Raw genomic sequence first — 23,189 nt, forward strand, 5'->3', positions numbered from 1 at the left:
TCTAACCAACAGACATTCTGATGTGACAAACACTCCGTCCACCAAAGCAAATGGGAGCGAAGTTGGACAGATGGCTAGTCCGATTGGAGGCCGACCATGAGCAACAAGAAAGAGGCGTGGAAAGAGGGGATGTACGGCGACGAAGTGCGCGAGAAGATTCTCGAGTTCGCCGAGAAGGGGTGGGAGTCCATCCCCGAGGAGGAGAAGGACATGTGGTTCTCCCGGTTCAAGTTCTGGGGCATCTTCCACCAGCGCGACGGCCAGGAGTCGTACTTCATGATGCGGCTGACGAACGTCAACGGGCAGATGACCGCCGAACAGCTCCGCGCCATCGGCGAAGTCGCCCGCGACTACGCCACCGGCCCCGTCGACAACCCCGAGTTCGGTGACGCGTGGATCGACCTCACGACGCGGCAGTCCATCCAACTGCACTGGATCAAACTGGAGGACGTGCCCGCCATCTGGGACAAGCTCGAATCCGTCGGCGTGACCACGCGGTCCTCGGGCGGCGACACGATGCGCAACATCGTGGGCTGTCCGGTCGCCGGCAAGGACAAGGAAGAGCTGGTCGAGAGCCAGCCCATCCTCGAACGACTGGAGGAGGACCTGCGTGGCGACGACGAGCTGGCGAACATGCCCCGGAAGTTCAACATCAGCGTCACGGGGTGTCGCGAGGGCTGTGCGCAAGACGCCATCAACGGCATCGGCCTCGAACCCGCCGAGAAGGAAATCGAGGGCGAGACGGTCACCGGTTTCAACGTCCGCGTGGGCGGCGGGACGGGGAGCCGCGAGCCCCGACGCGCCCGCGAACTCGACGTCTTCGTCACGCCGGAGAACGCCTACGACGTGGTGCGTGGCTTCGTCGAACTCTACCACGAGGAGGGGCGTCGCGACAACCGACAGAAGAATCGGAGTCGCTTCTTCATCGACGACCACGGCACCGAGGAAGTCCGCGAGCTCCTGCAGGAGGAGTACGTCGACTTCGACCTCCACCGCCGCGGCCGGAACTTCCGCGAGGAGTACACGTACAACGCGGGGCGGCCCCCGGAGGAGGGGAAGACCGACCACGTTGGCGTCCACGAACAGCCGAACGGCGACTACTACGTCGGCCTGAACGTCCCGGTGGGACGGATGACCGCGCGAGAAACCATCGCGCTCGCGGACCTCGCGGAGGCGTACGGCTCCGGCGAGATTCGACTCACCCGCCGACAGAACCCGCTCATCATGGACGTGGACGAGTCGGCCGTCGACGCCCTGCTGGAGGAACCGCTCCTCGACACTCACTCCCCGGAGCCGTCGGCGTTCGCGCGCGGCGGCATGGCCTGTACCGGCACCGAGTTCTGTGGTATCGCGCTCACGGAGACGAAGCTCCGCCTGACGCGGATGCTCCGCTGGCTCAACACGAACGTCGACGTGCCGGACGACGTGGAGGCCATCAAGATTCACTACTCGGGCTGTACCGCCGACTGTGGCCACGCCCAAACCGCCGACATCGGGCTGCAAGGGATGCGCGCCCAGAAGAACGGCGACATCGTCGAGGCCCTCGACATCGGCGTCGGCGGCGGGATGGGTCCCAACCCCGAGTTCATCGACTGGGTCAGCCAGCGCGTGCCCGCCGACGAGGTGCCCGGCGCGATTGAGAGCCTCGTCGGCGCGTTCGCCGCGCACCGCGAGGAGGGCCAGCCCTTCCGCGAGTGGCTCGAAGACTTCGGCGTCGAGTCGGTGGTCGACGTCTGTGAGCCGAAAGAGACGGACTACGAGGACCCGTACATGCACGACGCCAAGCAGTCGTGGTACCCGTTCTCGAAAAACGAGAGCCCGGCACCGACCACCGTCGACGACGTGCCCATCTCCTCGGACTGATGGCGATTAGACTACTCGACGTCACGTCGTACACGACGTTCGACTTCGTGGAGGGGTACGCCTTCGGCCCGGACTGGAAGGACGAATCGGCGGCAGTCGTCGACGTCGACCGCCCGAAGGAGTCGCCGGGGACCGTCCGTCTCCAAATCGAGTTCGACGGCGGCGACTTAGAGCACGTCGAACACCACGCCGACGCCCTGTCGCTCTCGCCGGAGCAAGCCCGCGGCCTCGCGGCCGACTTGGAGCGACACGCGGCGAACGCCGAGGCGGAGGAAGACGTACCACGGGGACGGGGTCGGTAGATGCGCACTGGGACGGTCTATCTCGTCGGCGCCGGTCCGGGCGACCCCGACCTGTTGACGGTCAAGGCCCGGCGCTTGCTCGACGAGGCCGACGTTGTGCTGTACGACGCGCTGGTGAGCGAGGCAGTTCGTGACCTGCCACCCGAGTCGGTCGACTGCATCGACGTGGGGAAGCGAAGCGGGGGCGAGCGGACGACGCAGGCGGAAATCAACGACCTGCTGATTCGGCGCGCCACCGCGGGCGACGACGTGGTGCGTCTCAAGAGCGGCGACCCCTGCGTGTTCGGCCGCGGGGGCGAGGAGGCCGAAGAGCTCGCCGCGGCGGGCGTCCCCTTCGAAATCGTTCCCGGGGTGACGAGCGCCATCGCCGGCCCGGGACTGGCGGGCGTGCCGCCGACTCACCGCGACCACGCCTCCAGTCTGACGGTCGTGACGGGGCACGAGGACCCCACGAAAGAAGACAGCGCCCTCGACTGGGACGCGCTGGGGCGGTCGGTCACCGCGGGTGGCACGCTCGTCATCCTGATGGGCGTCGGCCGACTCCCGGACAACGTCGACGCCCTCCGCGCGGCGGGCGTCGGCCCCGACACGCCGGTGGCGATGGTGGAACGCGCGTCCCGCGAGGACGAGTTCACGGTGACGGGGACGCTGGAGACGATAACCGAACGGGCCCGCGAAGTGGGCATCGACCCGCCCGCCGTCACCGTCGTCGGGGACGTGGTGTCGGTCCGCGACCGGGTGTCGGAGTACTTGCGCGCCGCGGGGACGGCCCGGTCCACCGGCGGGGCGATGGCCGACGACCCCGCGGTGCCGACGGAGTGAATCGAGCCGTCAGGGACGAGACGGCCCGCGAGCGCCCCGTTCGCAAGATATTAGTAGCGAGCCGCGATTTGTACCCATAATGGACCGGACAGTTCCGTCCGTACACGTCCGCCTTCCCGTAGTCCGACGACTGCGACGACGGGGCCGATAGCCCCATCTTTCTCTCACTCTCCACCCTGCGTTCGACATCAGCGACTTCCGGTGAGCGTCCCGTTTCGCATTTTATTTCAATTACAAAAACGTAGAATTTAAGTCTTTGAAGGGTCGAGAAGTCGATAATGACACGTGTGGCACTCGCGTTCTCCGGCGGTCTCGACACCACAGTATGCGTCCCGCTGCTCGAAGACGAGTGGGGGTACGACGAAGTCGTCGGCGTCACCGTCGACGTCGGTCAGCCCGACGCAGAGTTCGAGGAGGCAGCGGAAACGGCCGAAGCGCTCGACCTGGAGCATCACATCGTCGACGCGAAGTCGGAGTTCGCCGACCTGTGTTTCGACTCCGTGCGCGCGAACGCGACCTATCAGGGCTATCCGCTCGGCACGGCGCTCGCGCGTCCGGTCATCGCCGAAGCGATTCTCGACGTGGCCAAGGAGAACGACTGCGACGCCGTCGCCCACGGCTGTACGGGCAAGGGTAACGACCAACTTCGCTTCGAGGCCGTCTGGCGCGCGTCCGACCTCGAAGTCATCGCGCCCGTGCGCGAACTCGGCCTGACCCGCGAGTGGGAAATCGAGTACGCGGCCGAGAAGGACCTGCCCGTCGAGGGCGGCAACGAGGGCGTCTGGAGTATCGACACGAACCTCTGGAGTCGCTCCATCGAGGGCGGTGACCTCGAACAGCCGGGTCACGTCCCCGGCGAGGAAATCTACGACTGGACGCGCTCGCCCGCGGGTGACACCGAGGAGATAGAGCTCACCTTCGAGGACGGCTACCCTGTCGCCGTCGACGGCGAGGAGATGGAACCCGTCGCGCTCATCGACCACCTCAACGAGGTGGCCGGGGAGTACGGCGTCGGTCGCACGGACATGATGGAAGACCGGATGCTCGGCCTGAAGGTGCGCGAGAACTACGAGCACCCGGCGGCGACGACGCTCTTGAACGCCCACGAGACGCTGGAATCGCTCGTCCTCACCAAGGAGGAGCGCGACTTCAAGAAACTCGTGGACAACGAGTGGTCCCAGAAGGGCTACGAGGGCCTCGTCGACGCGCCGCTGATGGGCGCGCTCGAAGGCTTCATCGACGAGACACAGAGTCGCGTGACGGGGACGGTGACGATTCGGTTCGAGGGCGGACAGGCCCGCCCGGTCGGCCGCGACAGCGAGTACGCCGTCTACGACGAGAGCTTCGCCTCCTTCAACACCGAGGACGTGGGCGACATCACGCAGGCCGACGCGACGGGCGTCGCGAAATACCACGGTTTCCAAGAGCGCCTCGCGGCGAAGGTGCTCTCGAAGGCCAAGGAGGAGTAGTCGTGCACGTAGGCCTCCTCTACTCCCGGATTCGTCGGGACGAGAAGCTCCTGCTCTCGGAGCTTCGCGAGCGCGACCACGAGGTGACGAAAATCGACGTGCGGAAAGAGCAGTTCAACATCAGCGAGGCGCCGGAGGCGTTCGACGACGTCGACATCGCCATCGACCGCTGTCTCGCCACCAGCCGAAGCAAGTACGTCACGCGCTTTCTCGACGCCTACGACGTGCCCGTCGTCAACACCGCCGACACCGCGGAGCTGTGCGCCGACAAGGTGAAAAACAGCCTCGCGCTGGAGGCGGCGGGCGTCCCGACGCCGAACACCGAGGTGGCGTTCACGACCGACAGCGCCCTCGAAACCATCGAGAAGTTCGGCTATCCCTGCGTCCTCAAGCCCGTCATCGGCTCGTGGGGACGGCTGATGGCCAAGGTGGACTCCCGGAGCGCCGCGGAAGCGATTCTGGAGCACAAGGCGACGCTCGGCCACTACGAGCACAAGGTGTTCTACGTCCAGGAGTTCGTCGAGAAACCCGGGCGTGACATCCGCGTCGTCGCCACCGACGGCGAACCCGTCGCAGGGATGACCCGCAGTTCCGACCACTGGCTCACCAACGCCGCGAAGGGCGGCGAGGTCAACGAGTTCGACATCGACGACGAGGTGGCCGAACTGGTCGAACGCGCCTCCGACGCCGTCGGCGGCGGGTTGCTCGGCATCGACCTGATGGAGACGGGCGACTCCTACACCGTCCACGAGGTGAATCACACGGTGGAGTTCAAGGCTCTCGACTCCTGTGTCGACTTCGACGTGCCCGCCGCCATCGTCGACTGGCTAGAGACGAAAGTGGAGGCCACACCATGACCTACACCGCGAGCGTCGTCGGCGCCAGCGGGTTCGCGGGCGGGGAACTCCTCCGCCTGCTGAACGGCCACCCCGAGTTCGAGGTGGCCCAAGCGACGAGTCGGAGCTACGAGCGCAAGACGGTGGGCCACCAACACCCCAACCTCCGCTCGATGGACCTCCGCTTCAGTTCGCCGACGGACCTCGAATCCGTCGACGTGCTCTTCGCGGCGACGCCCCACGGCGTCTCGATGGAGCGCATCGACGACTTTCAGGACGCCGCCGACACCGTCGTCGACCTGAGCGCCGACTTCCGCCTCGGGAGCGAGGCCCAGTACGACGAGTGGTACGACGGCCACGACAGCCCCGAACTGCTCGACGAAGCCGAGTACGCACTCCCCGAACTCAACCGCGACAACCTCCGCGGCGCCGACCTCATCGCCTCCGGTGGCTGTAACGCGACGGCGACGATTCTGGGGCTGAAGCCCCTCTTCGACGCCGGCATCCTTTCCGGCGACGAACAGGTGGTCGTCGACGTGAAAGTGGGGTCCTCGGAGGGCGGCGCCGGCGGCGGCGCGGCCTCCTCCCATCCGGAGCGCTCGGGCATCGTCCGCCCGTACGCGCCGACGGGCCACCGCCACGAGGCCGAAATCGAGGAGTTCCTCGGGCTCTCGGTGTCTTTCACCGTCCACGCAGTCGACATGATTCGCGGCGCCGCCGCGACCTGTCACGTCTTCCCGGACAATCCGGTGGGGAAGAAAGACCTCTGGAGCGCCTACCGCGACTCCTACGACGACGAACCGTTCATGCGGACCGTCGCGGGCGGCGGTGGCGTCTATCGCTACCCCGAACCGAAGGCCGTGGCGGGCACCAACCACGGCGAAGTCGGCTTCGAACTCGACCCCGGAAACAAGCGACTGGTCGTGTTCTCGGCTATCGACAACATGATGAAAGGCTCGGCGGGACAGGCGGTCCACGCCGCGAACGTCGCCCTCGGTATCGAGGAGACGGCGGGACTGGAGTTCCAGGGTCTGCACCCGGTGGGCGCGCCATGACCGTCGTCGTCAAAATCGGCGGCGCGAAGGCCGTCGACCCCGCGGGCGCCGTCGCTGACATCGCCGACCTGGTTGACGAGGGCGAACCCGTCGCCGTCGTCCACGGTGGCTCCACCGCCGTCGACGACCTGTTGGACCGTCTCGGCATCGACCCGACGTACGTCGAGACGCCGGACGGCGTCGTCGGCCGGTTCACCGACGAAGAGACGATGGAGGCGTTCACGATGGCGATGGCGGGGACGGTGAACACCGACCTCGTGGCGACGTTCCGCGAGGCGGGCGTCGACGCCGTCGGTCTCTCGGGCGTCGACGGTGGCCTCATCACCGGCCCGCGGAAGTCCGCGGTCCGGGTGGTCGAGGACGGCAAGAAGAAGATCAAGCGCGGCGATCACTCCGGCAAAATTGAGTCGGTGAACGCCGAGCTGCTGGAGACGCTGCTGGCGGACGGCTACACGCCCGTCGCCGGCCCGCCGATGCTCGCCGACGACGGCGTCCCGGTCAACACGGACGCGGACCGTGCGGCGGCGGCCGTCGCGGGCGCCCTCGGTGCGACGCTGGTCGTCCTGACCGACGTGTCGGGCGTCTACGCCGACCCCGACGACCCCGAGACGCTCATCGAATCGGTTCGCACGCCCGCGGAGTACGACGCCCTCACCGACGCGGCGGAAGGGTTCATGACGAAGAAGGTGATGGCCGCGACGGAGGCACTCGAACGCGGCGCGAGCGAAGTCGTCGTCGCCGACGCCAACGCGGACGCGCCGGTGACGGCAGCACTGGGCGAAAGCGGTACACACATTCATCCGAGCGCACTGGAGGACACATGAGCGGCTTCGTCTTCTCCGAGAAACCCATCGGCATCGAACGCGGCGAGGGGGCGTACCTCTACGCCGACGACGGCACCGAGTATCTGGACTTCGGCGCGAGTTACGCCGTCACGCCCGTCGGCCACAGCCACCCCGACGTGGTCGACGCCGTGAAATCCCAGGCCGAGGACCTGATGTACGTGCAGGCATCGTACCCCGTCGCCGAGCGGACGGAGCTGTACGAGAAACTGGCGACGGTGTCGCCGCCGGGGCTGGACAACGTCTGGCTGTGTAACTCGGGGACCGAAGCCAACGAGGCGGCGATGAAGTTCGCCCGCAACGCCACGGGGCGGTCGAAAATCGTCGCCACGCGCCGCGGCTTCCACGGGCGCACGTTCGGCGCCCTCTCGATGACCTGGAAGGACAAGTACAAGAAGCCGTTCGAGCCGCTGCTCGACGACATCGAGTTCGTCTCCTACGGCGACGGCGACGAACTCGCCGAGGTAGTCGACGACGAGACGGCGGCCGTCTTCCTCGAACCCATCCAGGGCGAGGGTGGCATCCACCCCGCCGACACCGCGTACCTCCAGCAGGCACGCGAACTCACCGAGGAGGCGGGCGCGGCGCTCGTCTTCGACGAGATTCAGACCGGGATGGGGCGGACGGGGACGCTCTGGGCGTGTGAGCACGCCGGCGTCGACCCCGACATCCTCACGACGGCGAAAGGCGTCGCCAGCGGCCTGCCACTCGGCGCGACGGTGTGTGCCGACTGGATTGCCGACGCCGACCCCGAGCACGGGTCGACGTTCAGTGGCGGGCCCGTCGTCTGCGCGGCGGCCAACGCGACGCTCGACTTGCTGGTCGAGGAAGACATCCCAGCCCACGCCGCCGAGATGGGCGACTACCTCGTGGACGAAATCGAAGCGACGGACCTGCCCGTCCGCGACGTTCGCGGGCGGGGGCTGATGGTCGGCATCGAGGTGAAGCGGGGGGCGAACCGCCTACTCCGTGACCTCGCCCTCGAAGAGCAGGTGTTGGCGCTGCCGGCCGGGCGGACCGTCCTCCGCCTGTTGCCGCCGCTGACCATCGACGAGAGTCACGCCGACGAGTTCGTGGCGTCGCTGGAGGCGGTACTGGAATGACCGCGGGCGAACACGAGATTCAGGAGCCGGACGTGGCGCTGACCGAGAGCCAGCGACTGCTGTTCGACCTCGTCTCCATCCCCTCGCCGTCGGGCGAGGAGGAGGCGGCCGCGGAACGGCTCGTCGACTTCTTCGAATCTCACGACCGCGAGGTGTGGACCGACGAGGTGGGGAACGTCCACGCGCCCGCGGACGACTCGGTGCTCCTGACCTCGCACATCGACACCGTGCCGGGCGACATCCCGGTCGAGATTCGGGAGGAAGACGGCGAGCGGAGCCTATGGGGTCGCGGGAGCGTCGACGCGACGGGCCCATTGGCGGCGATGGCCGTCGCCGCCGTCGAGACGGGCACGAGCTTCATCGGCGTCGTCGGCGAGGAAGTCGACTCCCGCGGGTCGCGACACGTCATCGAGAGCGACCGGCCGGAACCCGACGCCCTCATCAACGGCGAACCCAGCGGGTGGACGGGCATCACGCTCGGCTACCGCGGCTTGCTCGCGGGGACGTACGTCGCCACCAGCGAGTCGGGGCACACCTCCCGCCCGGAGAACAACGCGATTCAGGACGCGATGGACTGGTGGGAGCGGGTCGAAGAGGAGTTCGACCCCGACGAGTACCTCCCGGTCTTCGAGCGCGTCACCTGCAAGCCCACGTCGTTCGAGGGCGGCACCAGCGTCGACGGCCTCTCCGTCGAGGCGACGATGGAAGTACAGTTCCGCGTGCCGCCGGAGTACACCGTCGACGACGTGCGCGAGATGGCGGACGGCCGCCTGGAAACGGGGACCGTCCACTGGTACGACCGCGTGCCGCCGGTGATGGAGAGCCCGCGGACGAACATCGCGCGGGCGTTTCGCGCCGCCGTCCGGAACGCCGGCGGCGACCCGCGTCTCCTCCGCAAGACCGGCACCGCCGACATGAACGTCTTCGCGTCCGCCTGGGACTGCCCGATGGTGACGTACGGGCCCGGCGACTCCGACTTGGACCACGCGCCGAACGAGCACCTCGCACTCGACGAGTACGACCAGTCTATCGAGGTGTTGATCGACGCCTGCGAACGCCTACGATGATAGAACCCACCCACATCCTCGACGTTGACGACCTCACGGCCGAGGACCTGACCACGGTGTTGGATCGTGCGGCCGCCATCAAGGCGGGCGAGGACCAGACGGACCTCGACCGACAGACGCTCGCGATGGTGTTCGAGAAGCCGAGCACGCGCACCCGAACGTCCTTCGAGACGGCGATGACGCGTCTCGGCGGTCACGCCATCTTCCTCGGCCCGGACGATATCCACCTCGGCCGAGGCGAACCAGTGAAAGACACCGCCCGCGCCCTCGCGGGCTACACCGACGCCATCATGGCGCGTCTGTTCGACCACGCCGACGCCGAGGAACTCGCGGAGTACTCGGACGTCCCCGTCATCAACGGGTTGACCGACGACGCCCACCCCTGCCAGACGCTCGCGGACCTGCTGACGATTCGCGAGCGATTCGGCGGTTTCGACGACGTGACCGTCGCGTGGGTCGGCGACGGCAACAACGTCGCGCAGTCGTTCGTGTTGGGGGCGGCGCTCGCCGACCTCGACGTCGTAGTGTCGACGCCGCCCGAGTACGGCCTCGACGACGACGTACTCGACCGGGCGGCGGAGCTGGGTGGGACTCCCGAACTCGTCGACGACCCCGCCGACGCCGTCGAGGGCGCGGACGTGGTCTACACCGACGTGTGGGTGTCGATGGGCGAAGAAGACGAACGCGAGGAGAAACTCGCGGCGTTCGAGGGGTTCCAACTGAACGCCGACCTCCTCGCCGGCAGCGACGCCGAGGTGATGCACTGCCTGCCCGCCCACCGCGGGGAGGAAATCACCGACGAAGTCGTCGAGAGCGAGCGTTCTATCGTCTGGCAACAAGCAGAGAACCGCCTGCACGCGCAGGCCGGCCTGCTGGTCGAACTGCTCGCGTAACGGGCGCGTCGCCCGCCACGCGTCGGCGAGGGTTTTAATCCGAGGGCGCGTAAGACCGCGCGTGGCCGAAACCGCGGGGTACGAGCGGTTCTTCCCCTACGACGACCCGTATCCGAACCAGCGCGAGGCGATGGACCGCATCGCCGACGCCCTCGATAGCGGACAGGACGTCCTGATGGAGGGCGCGCCGGGGACGGGCAAGACGCTCTCGGCGCTGGTGCCAGCGCTCGCACACGCCCAAGAGCACGACCGGACGGTTGTCATCACGACGAACGTCCACCAGCAGATGCGCCAGTTCGTCGCCGACGCCCGCGCCATCGCCGCCGAGGAGCCGATTCGCGCGGTGGTGTTCAAGGGCAAGGCGTCGATGTGTCACATCGACGTGGGCTACGAGGAGTGCCGGAGCCTCAAGGAGACGACGCGCTCGCTGGTCGAGGCCGAGGCTGAGCGGGCGGAACTCGCCGAGCGAAACGACGCCTTGCTGGCCGAGATGCAGAACGGGAGCGACGAGGCCGCGGCGGCCCGGTCGGCCGTCGTCGACGAACTCGAACAGCTGGACGACGAGATAGCAGAGTTGGAGTCGGCGAACGTCTGCGAGCATTACCGCGCGAACCTCGAACGAGACACCGACGCCTTCCACGACTGGCTGTTCGAGGGGGTCCGCACGCCGGAGGAAATCTACGAGTACGCCGACGAGCAAGGGCTCTGTGGCTACGAACTCCTCAAGGAGGGGATGGAGGGCATCGACCTCGTGGTCTGTAACTACCACCACCTGCTCGACCCGACCATCCGCGAACACTTCTTCCGGTGGCTGGGCCGCGACCCCGAGGAGGTCATCACCGTCTTCGACGAGGCCCACAACATCGAATCCGCGGCACGCGAACACGCCACGCGAACGCTCTCGGCGCGGACGCTGGAGGGCGCGCTGGCCGAACTCGACGAGACGGACGACTCGCGCGCAGAGAGCGCCAGAAACGTCGTCGAGGCGTTCCTGACGGGGCTGGAGACGGCCGTCGACGACGCACTCGGCTTCGGCGAGCGCGAACAGGTCGGCGACGAGTGGCACGACGTGGCCATCGCCAACGACGACCGACGCGACGACCTGACGCTCGCCTTCCTCGACGCCTACGAGGGGAGCGGCATCGACGCCGAAATCGACCTCGCGCTACAGGTGGGCGAGGCGCTGGACGAACAGTACGAGGAGGCGTATCGACGGGGCGAGACGGCGACGCGGAGCGAGTCCGCGACGCTGCAGGCCGCGGGATTCGTCGCCGACTGGATGGGAAAGGGCACGGACCTCGGTCGGCATCCGATGGCCGCGGTGCGGCGCGACGTGACCACGGAGGAGGTGTACGGGCGCGCAGAGCTCTACACCTGCATCCCCCGAGAGGTGACCGAAGGCCTGTTCGACGAGGTGGCCGCGAGCGTCCTGATGAGCGCGACGCTGCGACCGTTCGACGTGCTCGAAGACGTCCTCGGCCTGACAGAGCCGGAGACGATGGCGTACGGGTTGGCGTACCCGGAAGAGCGCCGGCGTACCTTCGCCGTCGAGGGGCCGGCGCTGTTTTCGAGCGAGCGCGACGACCCGGAGACACAGGCGACGGTGGCGGACACCCTCGCCGACGCGATACGGATGACGCCCGGGAACACGCTCGTGTTCTGCCCCTCCTACGCGGAGGCAGAGCGGTATCACGACCGCCTCGACCTCCCGGACACGTATCTCGACGGGTCGGACGTATCGACCGAGGACCTGCGACAGCGGTTCGTCGCCAGCGGCGCCGACGGCGCCACCCTCTTCACCTCGCTCTGGGGCACCCTCGGTGAGGGGGTGAGTTTCGACGGCGACGACGCTCGGACGGTCATCGTCCTCGGGGTGCCGTATCCGAACCTCTCGGAGCGCATGGAGGCGGTCCAGGCCGCCTACGACCGCGTCTACGCCGACCGGCCGAACGCGGGGTGGCGCTACGCCGTCGAGATTCCGACCATCCGCAAGACGCGACAGGCGCTCGGGCGCGTGATTCGCGCCCCCGACGACTTCGGGGTGCGCATCCTACTCGATAAGCGCTACACGCGCGCCGGGCGCGACATGGGACAGTACGGTGTGCGCGACGCCTTCCCACCGGGCGAACGGGACGAACTCATCGACATCGACCCCGAGAAACTGAAGTTCGCGATGCTGAACTTCTACGCCGACCTGGACGCCTACGACGGCGACCCGCCGGCGCCGTAACTAGGGCCGCGGGAGCGACACGGTCCACGCCTTCTCGTGGTGGACCTGACTCCAGAGGTCGAGCTCCGAGACGGTCCACGTGACGGGGTCGATGTCGAGGTCACGGAGTCGGTCCGCGTCCAGACTGTCGCCGCCGCGAGCGAGCGTGACGTGGGGGACGTACCCTTCGCCCTCTAACTCGTCGTGGACGATGTCGAACTCCTCGACCAGCCGACGGTGCAAATCGTAGAGCCCGGGGCTCTCGACGGAGAGATAGACGACCGGCCCGGGCCCACGGACCGGCGTGTCGAAGGCGTCGATGCCGGTGATGCGAATCTCGAACGCGGGCGTCGGCGAGAGGGCGACGCGGAGGCGTTCGCGCAGGTGGTCGTACGCAGTCTCGTCGACGTCGAAGCGCTTGCAGACCAAGGAGTGTCGTTCGCGAATCTGGTCGAACACCACGAGCCGTGGATGGAGGTCGGCAGCGAGGCGTTCGACCGTGCCCGGGACGGGAACGTTGAGACTGTACACGACGGGCTGTCGCACGCCGGGGAGAAGAGCGTTGCGCGCTCGTACTGTCGACCGTACGTCGAGACAATCAGACCCAGTCGAGCAACCAGAGGACGATGAGGACGGCGATGAGGAGGCCAATGACGGGGCCAGCGAAGTTGAGCAGGCCGAAGAGGACGCCAAACAGCTCCCCGACGATTTCGAGCACGAGCCAGACGATGATGAGGAGGAGGACGAGCTTCAGCAAGTCCTCGACGTCGATGGCTGCGCGATTCATAGTGTATAGTGCGGGGTGGCAGTGCAAAAGGATAGTGGCCGGTGTGTGGACGAAACCCATGCGGTACGACGAACCTCAAGACTTTTTATGGGCGGTGGGGTACGGGAATCCCAAGAATGAGTCGTACTGCGGTAGTTGAGGCGGTACTCACCCGAACGAAGCAGTCACGTTTCGATTCCTCGCCGCCGTCTTCGGGGGCGCGAGTGACGGTCACCACCACACACTGAATTTCTTGGATAGATGAGCATTCCGCCATACAGCCGCATCCAGAAGTGGTTCCTGAAGTATCAGCATTTCTTCGTGTTCGCGGCGCCCGTGCTGTTCGTCGTTGGCGTGGTCGTCGGAGCACCGACGGAGATGAGTAATCCGGGGACGGATTACTGGCTCGAATACTGGTGGCTCTTCCCCGCCTTCTTGGCCGGAGCGACCATCGTGAACACGGTGGGAATCAGTGGGTCGGCGATATTCGTCCCCTTCCTGATTTTCATCTTCCCGCTGTTCGCTCAGCCACTCGAACCGGAGACGCTGGTGAAAGTCGGCCTCATCAGCGAGGCGTTCGGGCTGTCGAGTTCCTCCGTGGCGTTCATCCAGTACGGCCTCGTCGACCGCCGACTGGCGCTGACGCTCGTCGGCGGGTCGATTCCGTTCGTCATCGGCGGCGCCCTGCTCTCGTTTATCATTCCCGAAGCGGTGTTTCACGCACTCCTCGGGATTGCGCTGTTGGCGGCGGCGTATCTCCTGTTCAAGACGAACCTCGACCACAGCGGCGACAGTGACGGCGCGACAGCTGACGGCGGCACGGCGTCGGCCGGCCTCCCGAACGACAGCGGCAAACTCGGGCCGGCGGGCGTCCACACCGACGAGGAAGGGACGGTCACGCGCGTCGACCGCGACGGCGACGACTACACCTACACCCGCGGTGGCTACCTGCGTCGCGCCGCGAACTACAGCATCGGCGGCACCTTCCAAGGGCTGGCCGGCTTCGGCATCGGCGAACTCGGCCTCATCTCGATGCTCGGGACGAAGGTGCCCGTCCGGATTGCCATCGGGACGAACCACATCGTCGTCGCGCTGACGGCGATTCTGGCGTCGCTCGTCCACGTCTTCGGCGGCGGCCTCGTCGGCGGGCACTCGCTCAGCCTCGCCTCGACGCCGTGGAACATGGTCGTCTTCACCGTCCCGGCGACGGTGACTGGCGGCCAGATTGCCCCCTACGTCTCGAACGCGCTCAGCACGCGGACCATCAAGCGGTTCGTCGCCGGGCTGTTCGGAATCATCGCCATCGCGCTGTTCCTGATGGCGGCGGGGCCGTGGTAATCGGGACCGCAGAAAGACAGCGGTGACTCAGCGCTCGGGGTCGAGCGCCTCAACCTGTTGCTCGACGTACCGTCGCGGCCACTCGGCGAGATGCTGTTCGAGACGTCCGAGGAGGCTGTGCGACGTCGGGTCTTCGGGAGTGGACCGGTCGTCTCCACGAAGACGAGGGTCAGTTTCGTGGCTCATCTGTGACACATAATACCATCCTTCCTGTCCTAATAAACCTTGGTGACAGTTCGCAGGATGCGGACAGAGTCCGCCGAGACGGCGTCAGCGGAACTCGGAGTCGATTTCGGGCGCGACGCCGTCGTCGTCGGTATCGAACTCGAACTCCTCGCGGAGCTCTCGAATCCGGTCACGGATGTCGGCCGCGAGTTCGAACTCCAGATTGTCGGCGGCGGTCTGCATGCGCTCTTCGAGGGCCTCGATGCGGGAGCGGGCCTCGTCCTCGCTCTCGGGGGCGTCGCCGGTGACACCCGAGGTGTCCGTCTCGCTGCCGGGGAGGTTCGTCTCGCCGACTTCCTTCTGGATGGTCGTCGGCTCGTGGCCGTGGTCCGCGTTGAAGGACTGCTGAATCTCGCGACGGCGACGCGTCTCGTCGATGGCCGACTGCATCGAGTCGGTCATCTCGTCGGCGTAGAGGACGACTTCGCCGTTGACGTTGCGGGCCGCCCGCCCCATCGTCTGGACGAGCGTCGTCTCGGAGCGGAGGAAGCCCTCTTGGTCGGCGTCGAGGATGGCGACCAGCGACACCTCGGGGATGTCGAGTCCCTCGCGGAGGAGGTTGATGCCGACGAGCACGTCGAACTCGCCGAGGCGAAGCCCGCGGATGAGTTCGTGACGCTCCAGCGTGTCCGTCTCGTCGTGCATGTACTCGACGGCGACGCCCGATTCCGAGAGGTACTCGGTGAGGTCCTCGGCCATCCGCTTTGTGAGCGTCGTGACGAGGACGCGCTCGTCGCGTTCGATGCGCTCGTCGATGCGGTCCATCAGGTCCTCCACCTGCCCCGTCGCGTCGGCCACCTCCACCGCGGGGTCGACGAGATACGTGGGGCGGACGATTTGCTCGACCACCTGCTCCGACTCCCGGCGCTCGTAGTCGCCGGGCGTCGCGGAGACGTAGAGCGTCCGGTCGGTCTTGTCCTCGAACTCCTCGAAGGTGAGCGGCCGGTTGTCGTAGGCGGTGGGGAGGCGGAAACCGTTCTCGACCAGCGAGTCCTTGCGTGACTTGTCACCCTCGTACTGGCCCTTGATTTGGGGCAGGGTCTGGTGGGACTCGTCGATGACGGTGAGGAAGTCGTCGGGGAAGTAATCGAGGAGGGTGTAGGGTGCCTCGCCGGAGTCGCGGTCCGAGAGGTGGACGGAGTAGTTCTCGATGCCCGAGCAGTAGCCCGTCTCGCGCAGCATCTCGAGGTCGAAGGTGGTCCGCTCCTCGATTCGCTGGGCGGCGACGAGGTCACCCTGTCGCTCGAAGTGGCTGACTCGGTCGTCCATCAGGGCCTCGATTTCCTCGATGGCGTTCTCCAAGCGATTCTCGGGGATGGAGTAGTGTTCCGCCGGGTGGACCAAGACCGCCGGTTCCTGACTCTTCACTTCGCCCTCCAGCGGGTCGAGTTTGGTCAGGCGGTCGATTTCGTCGCCCCAGAACTCCACGCGGACGGCGTAGCGGCCGTACATCGGGAACACCTCGACGGTGTCGCCGCGGACGCGGAAGGTGCCCTGCGTGAAGTCCACGTCGTTGCGGTCGTAGTTCAGGTCGACGAGGCGGGCGAGCAGTTCGTCGCGGTCGATTGCCTGCCCCCGTTCGAGGCGGAGCGCCATGTCGACGTAGTTGGCGGGGTCACCCAGCCCGTAGATGGCGGAGACGCTGGCGACGACGATGACGTCGTTGCGGGTCAGAAGCGACCGCGTGGCCGAGTGGCGCAGGCGGTCGATTTCGTCGTTGATGGAGGCGTCCTTGTCGATGAAGGTGTCCGTCTGTTCGACGTAGGCCTCTGGTTGGTAGTAGTCGTAGTAGGAAACGAAGTACTCGACGGCGTTGTCCGGGAACAGAGTGCGAAACTCCTCGTACAGCTGGGCGGCGAGGGTCTTGTTGTGGGCGATGACCAGCGTCGGCTGCTGGAGTTCCTCGACCACCCACGAGACGGTGTTCGTCTTGCCCGACCCGGTCACGCCGAGGAGCGTCTGCTTGTCCATGCTGGCGTCGTAGCCGGCGACGAGTTCCTCGATGGCGTCGGGTTGGTCGCCCGCGGGGTCGAAGGGGGCGTCCACCCGAAAGGGTCGGTCGGCGTCGGGACGGTCCGGCTGGAGCGGACCCGAGTTCGCGTCGCTCACACGCGTACTCGTCGCTCGAAGGACTTGACGGATTCGCTTGGGTGGGTGACTGGCCGCCCGACGGGACGCCCGGCGGCGAGTGGATACTAACTTGACCCCCCCGTCCGTAGCGTCGCGCATGGGACACGAGCAACTCGAACGAGCGAGTGACACACTGCACAGCGCGGCGGACCTGGCGACGGGCGACGCGGCCGAACGCCTCACCACACAGGCCGACCAGTTCGAAGAGCTGGCGGAAACGGGCGCCGACCACGGGCGACTCGCCCGCCACGAGAACGCGCTCCGCGAAATCAAATCGTCGGCAAGCGACGAGGTTGTCGAGAAAATCGACGAGGCGATGTCGGCCATCACCGCGTACCGCGAGACAATCGAGGGCGTGTGAGGCGTTCCCGAACCCCCCTGATTTCAGGTGGAGGTCGGGACCGCGTCAGCAGACGTTTTTGGGCTGGACGCCCATTGCTTCGAGCGTCTCGACGTAGTCGTCGTACGTCGCGTCGATGACCGTCGTGGCCGCGTCCTCGGCGCGTTCCCACGCGTCGTCCGAATCGCAGCGCGTTTCGAGCGTGTCGAGAATTGCTTCCTGAACGGCGTCGTGGTCGTCGCGGAAGCCGCGGAAGTCGTTGGCCGTCGAGGGGTCGGCGTCGCCGACGAAGAAGCCGACCATCTGGCCGAGCGTGCGGTCGACGACGAGTGCGTAACCGAGCGCACCGCCGGCGCGTTCGACGGGGTCGTCGAACGACGCGAGGGCGTCGTAGGTTTCGCGGTCGGCGGCGTCGGCGTCGGCGTCGAGGGCGTCGCGCCGGTCGGCGGCGTCGGCCGCGAGCGTGTCGAACAGGTCGCCGTCCCAGTCCGCGAACGTCTCGGCGGCGGCGGCGGCGTCTGCGGCCGCCGCGGCCCGAATCGCCTCGCCGGTCATGTCGCCGTCAGTCAGTGCGTAGAGCCACTTCGAGGAGCCGAGCCGCGAGAGCTCGGTCTCCAAGTCGTCAGTCAGCGTGTCGACGAGCGTCGTCCCGTCCATGCTCCGCGGTACGACAGCCCCTCGTTTGTATGCATCGGGACGTGACTGGTCGGTCGTCAAAAGAAGATGAGAACAGAGGGGCGTGTTGCCCTGCTTCACAGTACGCTCGCCGTTCCGCGTCGAAGCCTCGCGTTATTCGGCTTCGCCCTGCTTCACGGCTACCACTCGCCGTTCCGCGTCGAGGCTTCGTGTTACTCAGCCTCGCCCTTCTCGATGGGGACGCCGACGAGGTTGCCCCACTCGGTCCAGGAGCCGTCGTAGTTGATGGTGTCCTCGTAGCCGAGGAGCTCGTGAAGCGCGAACCACGCGACCGAGGAGCGCTCGCCGATGCGGCAGTAGGCGACGGTCGTACCCTCGCCGTCGATGCCTTCCTCGGCGTAGAGCTGTGCGATTTCGTCGCGGGTTTTGAAGGTGCCGTCGTCGTTGGTGACGGCCGCCCACGAGATGTTCTTCGCGCCGGGGACGTGGCCGCCGCGCTGGGCGGTCTCCTGCAGTCCCGGGGGTGCGAGAATCTCGCCCGTGAACTCCTCGGGCGAACGAACGTCAACAAGCGGCAGTTCGCGCTCGATGGCGTTCTCCACGTCCTCTCGGTAGGCGCGGATGCTCTCACGGGGACCGGACGCCTCGTAGTCGACGGGCGAGAAGTCCGGAACCTCCTCGGAGAGGGGGTAGTCGTGTTCGAGCCAGTAGTCGCGGCCACCGTCCATCAGGCGTACGTCGTCGTGACCGTAGTACTTGAACTGCCAGTAGGTGTACGCCGCGAACCAGTTGGAGTTGTCACCGTAGAGGACGACGGTCGAATCCTCCGTGATGCCGTGACTGCCAAGCAGGTTCTCGAAGTCCCCCTTCGTGAGGATGTCGCGCGTCGTCTGGTCCTGCAGCTGCGTCTCCCAGTTGAAGCCGATGGCGCCGGGGGCGTGGCCCTCGTCGTAGGCCTCGGTGTCGACGTCGACCTCCACGAGGCGATAGTCCGGGTCGTCGCTCTGGAAGTCCTCGAGGTGGTTCTCCACCCAATCCGCGGAAACGAGGACGTCCTTCGCGTACGCTGAATCTGACATAGCAACTACCCCTACGACAGCCGGCCCTATAATCCCCATAGTGACGGCAGAGGCGGCCAACCCTCGCCCGAACCAGACAATATTGCCACTACTGTCGGAGATGTGTCGTCGCTGGCGGCGACTTCTCCGGCCGCTCCGATGCCAGATGGCGAATATCCGGCAAATATTGTCCCCGGATGAGACGGCGGGGCGAAACGCCGTCACTAAAGCCCGCGCAGTCGTATCCACGCGCATGACTGAGGACATCGTCGTATCTGTCGATTGGCTCGCGGCCCACTTAGACGAGGTGCGCGTCGTCGACGTGCGCGACGCGTGGGAGTTCGACGGCATCGGACACGTGCCGGGGGCGGTTAACGTCCCCTTCGACCGCTTCCGAAGCAGCGAGGGCGATGCGGGGATGCTGCCCGGCGCCGAGCGCTGGAAGACGCTGATGGAGGAGGCGGGTATCGACTCTGACGACCGACTCGTCGCGTACGATGACGAACACGGCGTGTTCGCCGCCCGATTCCTCGTCACCGCGATGCTGTACGGCCACCGCGATGTGCACCTGCTCGACGGCGACTTCAGCGCGTGGAACCGAGGTCACGAAACGACGAGCGACGCGCCGTCAACGCCGTCGGCCACCTACGACGTTCGAGAGCCGGAGGCGTCGCCGCTGGTGGACTTCGAGGACGTGGAAGCGGCCCTCGACACCGATGCCACCATCGTCGATACCCGCGAACCCGAGGAGTACGCTGAAGGACACCTACCGGGCGCCGTCCAACTCGACTGGCGCGAACTCGTCGACAGCGAGACTCGGGGCCTGAAACCCGACGCCGAACTCGAATCGATTCTCACCGAGCGCGGAATCACGCCCGACAGACGGGTCATCCTCTACTGCAACACCGCCCGCCGCATCAGTCACACGTACGTCGTCCTCAAGCACCTTGGCTACGAGCGGGTCGACTTCTACGAGGGGAGTCTCACGGAGTGGCGCGAGCGAGGCGGTCCACTGGAAACCGAGGCAGACGCGTAGCTCAATCTTCTGCGACGGGGACGCGATTGAGTTCCGAGGAGAGAATCCGACCCATCTCGACGACGAGCGCGATAGCGAGCGGTCCGGCGATGATGCCGACGGTGCCGAGCGTGAGCAAGCCACCGACGAAGCCGACGAAGTAGAGGCTCCCGGGCAGGTCGGCCGTCTCGCGGGCGAGGCGCGGGCGAATCACGATGTCGGGGAGCCACGCGACGAAGAGGCCACCGAGGACGAAGACGAGGGCGGCCTGCGTCGGGTCGCCGACGGCCAAGTGCGCTACGGCGAGCAAGCCGACGAGGAGCGACGGTCCGACCACGGGGAGGAACTGTAGAATGGCCGAGAGAACGGCCAGCGTGAGGAAGTAGGGGTAGCCGAGGAGGAAAAAGAGCACCAGCGCGACGACGAAGGTGCCAGCGGCCGTCGCCGCCTGAAGGACGTAAATCGCGAAGAGCGTCGACCGAGTGCGACGATTCAGCGCCCGTGCAACGTCGCGGTAGCCGTGCGGAACGATGGCTATCATCGCACGGTGCGTGTCGGCCGTCCGCGAGAGGAGGGCGAAGACGACCATCACGAACACGGTGAGTTTGAGCGAGAGGACGGGCGCAGCGAGAGCGGACGCGCGAGCGAGTCGACGGCCGAAAGCGACGACGAGGGCGCGGGTGTCGGTGAGGGATACCGTCGTCGAGAAGCCGTACAGATCGAGCGAGACTGTCGGTGGGAGCGACGCGAGAAAGGCGATGATGGCGTCCAATCGCCGGACGACGACGAAGGCGAGCGGAGAGGCGAGGAGGACGACGGCGGCGACGGCAGTCACCGTCGAGACGAAACTCGCCCCCCACGGCGAGAGGCCACGCCGAGTGAGTTCCTCCCGAAGCGGGAAGAGGAGGTACGCCACCGTCACCGCGAAAAAGACGGTGGCGAGAACGTCGGCGATGAGAAGCGCCGCGGCCAGGGTCAGCAGGCCGAACAGCGCTCCGAGCACGTATCGACGGTCCAGTGTCACGGAATGACGTGGGACGGCCGCAGGCAAAACGATTCCCCAGGCCCAGACCACGCGCCTTTACGGTCGGTGGGGCACTCCGCTTCGGCATGGTCGGAGTGCGCCGTCGCTTCAAACTCGCCGACACCGCACAGCAGATTGTGGGCGGATTCCTGCTCGCGGGGCCGTTCGTCGTCACCGAAGAGGTGTGGACGCTGGCGGCGAGCATGTCGTTACTGCAGACGCTGTCGACCGTCTTCATCGTCGTCGGCATCGGCTACGGCGCGCTCTACAAGGCCGACGACCGCGACCCGGATGCCGAGAGTGAGGTGGGCGGGATTCCCGTTCGGTTCGTCTCGCTCGTCCTCGTCGCGTACGGTTCGGTCCTCGCTCTCGCACTCGCGTTCAACGCGCCGAACACCTTCGTCGGCGGGGGCGGCGAGAGGGCCAGGCTGCTGGGAGTCGACGTGCCGATTCGAACCGTCAGGGTGACGGTAAAGGCGGTGAGCGTCGGTGCGGTCTTCAGCGTCGTCGGCGCGGCGACGGCGGACTCGCTGTTCTGACCGCCGGACGACGCTCGCACTCACCCGCAGTCTTAAGTCCGTTCGGTCGGAGGGACGGATATGGATTACACGCTCGCCATCGACGGTGCGCCGGAGACAATCCCCGGCGGAACGGGTGTGCTCTTGTTGCACCCGAGCATCGGCGAGACGGACCGCATCGACACCGACTTCCTGAAGACCGACACCGACAACTTCCTCGTCATCTCGACGCGAACCACCGCCCGCGAGGTGGAGCAAAAGCTCGAACACTACGACGTGGACGAGTCGCGCGCGGATATCCTCGATACACTCTCGGTCGAACGCGGCTACTCCCGACGCCCCTCGGACCGCGTCCACTACGTCGCCTCGCCGGACGACCTAGACGGCATCGTCGCCAAGACGGAGGCCTTCCTCGACTCTCACGGCGGCAAGCGGCGGGTGAGCGTCGACTCGCTCACCGAGATGGCGTACTACGCCGACGAGGAACGCGTCTACGAGGCGACGAAACAGCTGCTCGACTTACTGGCCGAGTACGACGCCGTCGGCCTCTTCCACCTCTCGAAAGAGGTGCACGACGAGGAGACGCTGGACCGCTTCCGCGACCTGTTCGATGGCGTCCTCGATTTGGGCGTCGACGGCGGCGTGACCGTCGACTTCGAGACGGAGTAACGAGGCGGAGTCAGTCGGCACTCTCGAACGTCTTGCTCGCCCACTGCACCGCGTAGTCGGCGCCGTAGTCGACGTAGGCCGACGTATCGAGTGCGGCGAAGGGCGCCGGGAGGTCGAGTCCGTGTTTGATGGCGGCGCAGGCGAGTTCCGTCGCGTCGGAGAAGTCAGTCTCGTCGCGAGCGATGGCACCGGGCAGTCCGTCGACTCGGTCGCGGAGACGGTCCCCGGCGTCGACCCACGCGTCGTAGAGGTCGGGAGCGTCTTCCTGCCAACTCTCGAAAATCGGCCGCGTCTGGAGTCCTAGCCACGCGTCGTACAGCGCCGCGCCGATTTGGTACGTCGCCGCGGCGTCGAGCGGAATCGCGGCGTCGAGGTCGGGGTACCGCTCCCCGAAGAAGGGCAGAAACGACTCGGGCACGTCGAGGCCGACCTGCACCAACGCTTCCGCAATCAAGAAGTCGAGGAAGGGGTCCGGCGTCCCCTCCGCGCGCGCTTTACAGAAGACGATAGGCGGGTCGGTCTGTCGCGTCCACGTGACGGTTCCGTCGCCCGGGAGGCCGATGGTGAAATCGGGCCCCGCGTAGCGATGGAGTTGGCTCGGCGCGTCGTCGGGGACCCACTCGGTGGTGTAGGCCGCGGGGTCGAGGGATTCGACCAAGAGGCCGAGGTCCTCCGCCGCCGCTGGCGGGAGCGTCCCGAAGTCGTTCTCGACGTCCAAGACGAGTGCGTCGGGGGCGTGGTCGGCGCGGACCGCCTCGAGTTCGCCCGAGATAGACCGTCGCTCGAACATCAGGCGAGGAGGATACTGACCGCGAGGGCGGCCGCGAGGACCGCCGAGATGCCCACCGTCCCGACTACGACCTGTGTCGCCTTGCTCATGCCCAACATCTCGGGACGGCAGCGCATAAATGTGGTCGCTCCGCGACCCGACTGGCACGAGTCCGCGTACCAACCCATCGTTTCACGTCCACAGGAATATCTCGTTTGAGCAGGTTTGAGCCACAAATTC

At 66.7% G+C, this 23,189-nt stretch carries 25 protein-coding genes; 16 read left to right on the top strand and 9 right to left on the bottom strand.

What is annotated here, in order from left to right; all coding sequences use genetic code 11:
- Nucleotides 1–96: 96 nt before the first annotated feature.
- The 11 genes from BLU18_RS10140 to BLU18_RS10190 all read left to right on the top strand — a co-directional run bounded on the left by BLU18_RS10140 (nucleotide 97) and on the right by BLU18_RS10190 (nucleotide 12,482).
- Nucleotides 97–1,863 (top strand): nitrite/sulfite reductase, encoded by a 1,767-nt coding sequence (locus BLU18_RS10140; protein WP_092634659.1) that lies wholly within the window; start codon nucleotides 97–99, stop codon nucleotides 1,861–1,863.
- Entirely contained in the window at nucleotides 1,863–2,165 is a 303-nt protein-coding gene (locus BLU18_RS10145) for a DUF6360 family protein (RefSeq protein ID WP_092634661.1), read from the top strand. Before BLU18_RS10140 ends, BLU18_RS10145 begins: the two co-directional genes overlap by 1 nt.
- A complete protein-coding gene (cobA, locus tag BLU18_RS10150) occupies nucleotides 2,166–2,987 on the top strand; it encodes a uroporphyrinogen-III C-methyltransferase (RefSeq protein ID WP_092634663.1) in 822 nt (273 codons plus the stop codon).
- 278 nt (nucleotides 2,988–3,265) lie between these two features.
- Entirely contained in the window at nucleotides 3,266–4,456 is a 1,191-nt protein-coding gene (locus BLU18_RS10155) for an argininosuccinate synthase (RefSeq protein ID WP_092634665.1), read from the top strand.
- A gap of 2 nt (nucleotides 4,457–4,458) precedes the next feature.
- Complete coding sequence (gene lysX, locus BLU18_RS10160) at nucleotides 4,459–5,313, top strand: lysine biosynthesis protein LysX (protein ID WP_092634667.1); 855 nt, start codon at nucleotides 4,459–4,461, stop codon at nucleotides 5,311–5,313.
- Complete coding sequence (argC, locus tag BLU18_RS10165) at nucleotides 5,310–6,347, top strand: N-acetyl-gamma-glutamyl-phosphate reductase (RefSeq protein WP_092634669.1); 1,038 nt, start codon at nucleotides 5,310–5,312, stop codon at nucleotides 6,345–6,347. Before lysX ends, argC begins: the two co-directional genes overlap by 4 nt.
- The gene (locus BLU18_RS10170; RefSeq protein WP_092634671.1) at nucleotides 6,344–7,171 is read left to right on the top strand and encodes an acetylglutamate/acetylaminoadipate kinase; all 828 of its coding nucleotides are present in this window, start codon (nucleotides 6,344–6,346) and stop codon (nucleotides 7,169–7,171) included. Before argC ends, BLU18_RS10170 begins: the two co-directional genes overlap by 4 nt.
- Nucleotides 7,168–8,292 carry an aspartate aminotransferase family protein gene (locus BLU18_RS10175; protein WP_092634673.1) on the top strand — a complete coding sequence of 375 codons (1,125 nt, stop codon included), beginning with the start codon at nucleotides 7,168–7,170 and terminating at the stop codon, nucleotides 8,290–8,292. Before BLU18_RS10170 ends, BLU18_RS10175 begins: the two co-directional genes overlap by 4 nt.
- Nucleotides 8,289–9,359, top strand: coding sequence for a [LysW]-lysine hydrolase (locus BLU18_RS10180; RefSeq protein WP_092634675.1), 1,071 nt, complete (start codon nucleotides 8,289–8,291; stop codon nucleotides 9,357–9,359). The genes BLU18_RS10175 and BLU18_RS10180 overlap by 4 nt, the downstream gene beginning before the upstream one ends.
- Nucleotides 9,356–10,252 (top strand): ornithine carbamoyltransferase, encoded by an 897-nt coding sequence (gene argF, locus BLU18_RS10185; RefSeq protein WP_092634677.1) that lies wholly within the window; start codon nucleotides 9,356–9,358, stop codon nucleotides 10,250–10,252. Before BLU18_RS10180 ends, argF begins: the two co-directional genes overlap by 4 nt.
- A 61-nt stretch (nucleotides 10,253–10,313) precedes the next feature.
- Nucleotides 10,314–12,482: an ATP-dependent DNA helicase gene (locus BLU18_RS10190; RefSeq protein WP_092634679.1), complete on the top strand. Its 2,169-nt coding sequence runs from the start codon at nucleotides 10,314–10,316 to the stop codon at nucleotides 12,480–12,482.
- On the opposite strand, the gene BLU18_RS10195 is transcribed toward BLU18_RS10190, so the two are convergent.
- Both BLU18_RS10195 and BLU18_RS10200 read right to left on the bottom strand, forming a co-directional pair.
- Nucleotides 12,483–12,992 (bottom strand): 2'-5' RNA ligase family protein, encoded by a 510-nt coding sequence (locus BLU18_RS10195; RefSeq protein ID WP_092635309.1) that lies wholly within the window; start codon nucleotides 12,990–12,992, stop codon nucleotides 12,483–12,485.
- Nucleotides 12,993–13,059: 67 nt separating this feature from the next.
- Nucleotides 13,060–13,248 (bottom strand): DUF7554 family protein, encoded by a 189-nt coding sequence (locus BLU18_RS10200; RefSeq protein ID WP_092634681.1) that lies wholly within the window; start codon nucleotides 13,246–13,248, stop codon nucleotides 13,060–13,062.
- Between the two features lie 240 nt (nucleotides 13,249–13,488).
- Here BLU18_RS10200 and BLU18_RS10205 point away from each other — a divergent pair, with 240 nt between their 5' ends.
- Complete coding sequence (locus BLU18_RS10205; RefSeq protein WP_092634683.1) at nucleotides 13,489–14,565, top strand: sulfite exporter TauE/SafE family protein; 1,077 nt, start codon at nucleotides 13,489–13,491, stop codon at nucleotides 14,563–14,565.
- A 27-nt stretch (nucleotides 14,566–14,592) separates the two neighbouring features.
- Here BLU18_RS10205 and BLU18_RS14910 read toward each other — a convergent pair whose 3' ends face one another.
- Both BLU18_RS14910 and uvrB read right to left on the bottom strand, forming a co-directional pair.
- Nucleotides 14,593–14,751, bottom strand: coding sequence for a hypothetical protein (locus tag BLU18_RS14910; RefSeq protein ID WP_176791226.1), 159 nt, complete (start codon nucleotides 14,749–14,751; stop codon nucleotides 14,593–14,595).
- 84 nt (nucleotides 14,752–14,835) lie between these two features.
- Entirely contained in the window at nucleotides 14,836–16,899 is a 2,064-nt protein-coding gene (gene uvrB / locus BLU18_RS10210) for an excinuclease ABC subunit UvrB (protein ID WP_092634685.1), read from the bottom strand.
- Between the two features lie 118 nt (nucleotides 16,900–17,017).
- On the opposite strand from uvrB, the gene BLU18_RS10215 reads away from it, so the two are divergent.
- Nucleotides 17,018–17,281, top strand: coding sequence for a DUF7553 family protein (locus tag BLU18_RS10215; protein WP_092634687.1), 264 nt, complete (start codon nucleotides 17,018–17,020; stop codon nucleotides 17,279–17,281).
- Between the two features lie 45 nt (nucleotides 17,282–17,326).
- Here BLU18_RS10215 and BLU18_RS10220 read toward each other — a convergent pair whose 3' ends face one another.
- Together BLU18_RS10220 and BLU18_RS10225 are read right to left on the bottom strand one after the other, a co-directional pair.
- The gene (locus BLU18_RS10220; RefSeq protein WP_092634689.1) at nucleotides 17,327–17,917 is read right to left on the bottom strand and encodes a hypothetical protein; all 591 of its coding nucleotides are present in this window, start codon (nucleotides 17,915–17,917) and stop codon (nucleotides 17,327–17,329) included.
- Nucleotides 17,918–18,108: 191 nt separating this feature from the next.
- The gene (locus BLU18_RS10225) at nucleotides 18,109–18,975 is read right to left on the bottom strand and encodes a sulfurtransferase (protein WP_092634691.1); all 867 of its coding nucleotides are present in this window, start codon (nucleotides 18,973–18,975) and stop codon (nucleotides 18,109–18,111) included.
- Between the two features lie 232 nt (nucleotides 18,976–19,207).
- On the opposite strand from BLU18_RS10225, the gene BLU18_RS10230 reads away from it, so the two are divergent.
- Nucleotides 19,208–19,990, top strand: a complete 783-nt coding sequence (locus BLU18_RS10230) for a sulfurtransferase (protein WP_092634693.1) — start codon at nucleotides 19,208–19,210, stop codon at nucleotides 19,988–19,990.
- Between the two features lies 1 nt (nucleotide 19,991).
- Here the strand turns inward: BLU18_RS10230 and BLU18_RS10235 are convergent, their stop codons facing one another.
- Complete coding sequence (locus tag BLU18_RS10235; protein ID WP_092634695.1) at nucleotides 19,992–20,993, bottom strand: AI-2E family transporter; 1,002 nt, start codon at nucleotides 20,991–20,993, stop codon at nucleotides 19,992–19,994.
- Nucleotides 20,994–21,079: 86 nt separating this feature from the next.
- On the opposite strand from BLU18_RS10235, the gene BLU18_RS10240 reads away from it, so the two are divergent.
- Both BLU18_RS10240 and BLU18_RS10245 read left to right on the top strand, forming a co-directional pair.
- A complete protein-coding gene (locus BLU18_RS10240) occupies nucleotides 21,080–21,532 on the top strand; it encodes a DUF2391 family protein (protein WP_092634697.1) in 453 nt (150 codons plus the stop codon).
- Between the two features lie 60 nt (nucleotides 21,533–21,592).
- The gene (locus BLU18_RS10245; RefSeq protein ID WP_092634699.1) at nucleotides 21,593–22,180 is read left to right on the top strand and encodes a DUF7090 family protein; all 588 of its coding nucleotides are present in this window, start codon (nucleotides 21,593–21,595) and stop codon (nucleotides 22,178–22,180) included.
- Nucleotides 22,181–22,190: 10 nt separating this feature from the next.
- On the opposite strand, the gene BLU18_RS10250 is transcribed toward BLU18_RS10245, so the two are convergent.
- Nucleotides 22,191–22,970: a DUF7089 family protein gene (locus BLU18_RS10250; RefSeq protein ID WP_092634701.1), complete on the bottom strand. Its 780-nt coding sequence runs from the start codon at nucleotides 22,968–22,970 to the stop codon at nucleotides 22,191–22,193.
- Entirely contained in the window at nucleotides 22,970–23,059 is a 90-nt protein-coding gene (locus tag BLU18_RS15330; protein ID WP_449272129.1) for a hypothetical protein, read from the bottom strand. The genes BLU18_RS10250 and BLU18_RS15330 overlap by 1 nt, the downstream gene beginning before the upstream one ends.
- Nucleotides 23,060–23,189: the final 130 nt, after the last annotated feature.

The sequence above is a fragment of the Haloplanus vescus genome (genome assembly GCF_900107665.1).
Lineage (GTDB): Archaea > Halobacteriota > Halobacteria > Halobacteriales > Haloferacaceae > Haloplanus > Haloplanus vescus.

Coding starts and splice junctions, on each gene's coding strand:
- BLU18_RS10140 (WP_092634659.1), top strand. CDS start 97: ATGAGCAACAAGAAAGAGGCGTGGAAAGAGGGGATGTACGGCGACGAA.
- BLU18_RS10145 (WP_092634661.1), top strand. CDS start 1,863: ATGGCGATTAGACTACTCGACGTCACGTCGTACACGACGTTCGACTTC.
- cobA (WP_092634663.1), top strand. CDS start 2,166: ATGCGCACTGGGACGGTCTATCTCGTCGGCGCCGGTCCGGGCGACCCC.
- BLU18_RS10155 (WP_092634665.1), top strand. CDS start 3,266: ATGACACGTGTGGCACTCGCGTTCTCCGGCGGTCTCGACACCACAGTA.
- argC (WP_092634669.1), top strand. CDS start 5,310: ATGACCTACACCGCGAGCGTCGTCGGCGCCAGCGGGTTCGCGGGCGGG.
- BLU18_RS10170 (WP_092634671.1), top strand. CDS start 6,344: ATGACCGTCGTCGTCAAAATCGGCGGCGCGAAGGCCGTCGACCCCGCG.
- BLU18_RS10175 (WP_092634673.1), top strand. CDS start 7,168: ATGAGCGGCTTCGTCTTCTCCGAGAAACCCATCGGCATCGAACGCGGC.
- BLU18_RS10180 (WP_092634675.1), top strand. CDS start 8,289: ATGACCGCGGGCGAACACGAGATTCAGGAGCCGGACGTGGCGCTGACC.
- argF (WP_092634677.1), top strand. CDS start 9,356: ATGATAGAACCCACCCACATCCTCGACGTTGACGACCTCACGGCCGAG.
- BLU18_RS10200 (WP_092634681.1), bottom strand. CDS start 13,248: ATGAATCGCGCAGCCATCGACGTCGAGGACTTGCTGAAGCTCGTCCTC.
- BLU18_RS10205 (WP_092634683.1), top strand. CDS start 13,489: ATGAGCATTCCGCCATACAGCCGCATCCAGAAGTGGTTCCTGAAGTAT.
- BLU18_RS14910 (WP_176791226.1), bottom strand. CDS start 14,751: ATGAGCCACGAAACTGACCCTCGTCTTCGTGGAGACGACCGGTCCACT.
- BLU18_RS10215 (WP_092634687.1), top strand. CDS start 17,018: ATGGGACACGAGCAACTCGAACGAGCGAGTGACACACTGCACAGCGCG.
- BLU18_RS10220 (WP_092634689.1), bottom strand. CDS start 17,917: ATGGACGGGACGACGCTCGTCGACACGCTGACTGACGACTTGGAGACC.
- BLU18_RS10225 (WP_092634691.1), bottom strand. CDS start 18,975: ATGTCAGATTCAGCGTACGCGAAGGACGTCCTCGTTTCCGCGGATTGG.
- BLU18_RS10230 (WP_092634693.1), top strand. CDS start 19,208: ATGACTGAGGACATCGTCGTATCTGTCGATTGGCTCGCGGCCCACTTA.
- BLU18_RS10240 (WP_092634697.1), top strand. CDS start 21,080: ATGGTCGGAGTGCGCCGTCGCTTCAAACTCGCCGACACCGCACAGCAG.
- BLU18_RS10245 (WP_092634699.1), top strand. CDS start 21,593: ATGGATTACACGCTCGCCATCGACGGTGCGCCGGAGACAATCCCCGGC.
- BLU18_RS10250 (WP_092634701.1), bottom strand. CDS start 22,970: ATGTTCGAGCGACGGTCTATCTCGGGCGAACTCGAGGCGGTCCGCGCC.
- BLU18_RS15330 (WP_449272129.1), bottom strand. CDS start 23,059: ATGAGCAAGGCGACACAGGTCGTAGTCGGGACGGTGGGCATCTCGGCG.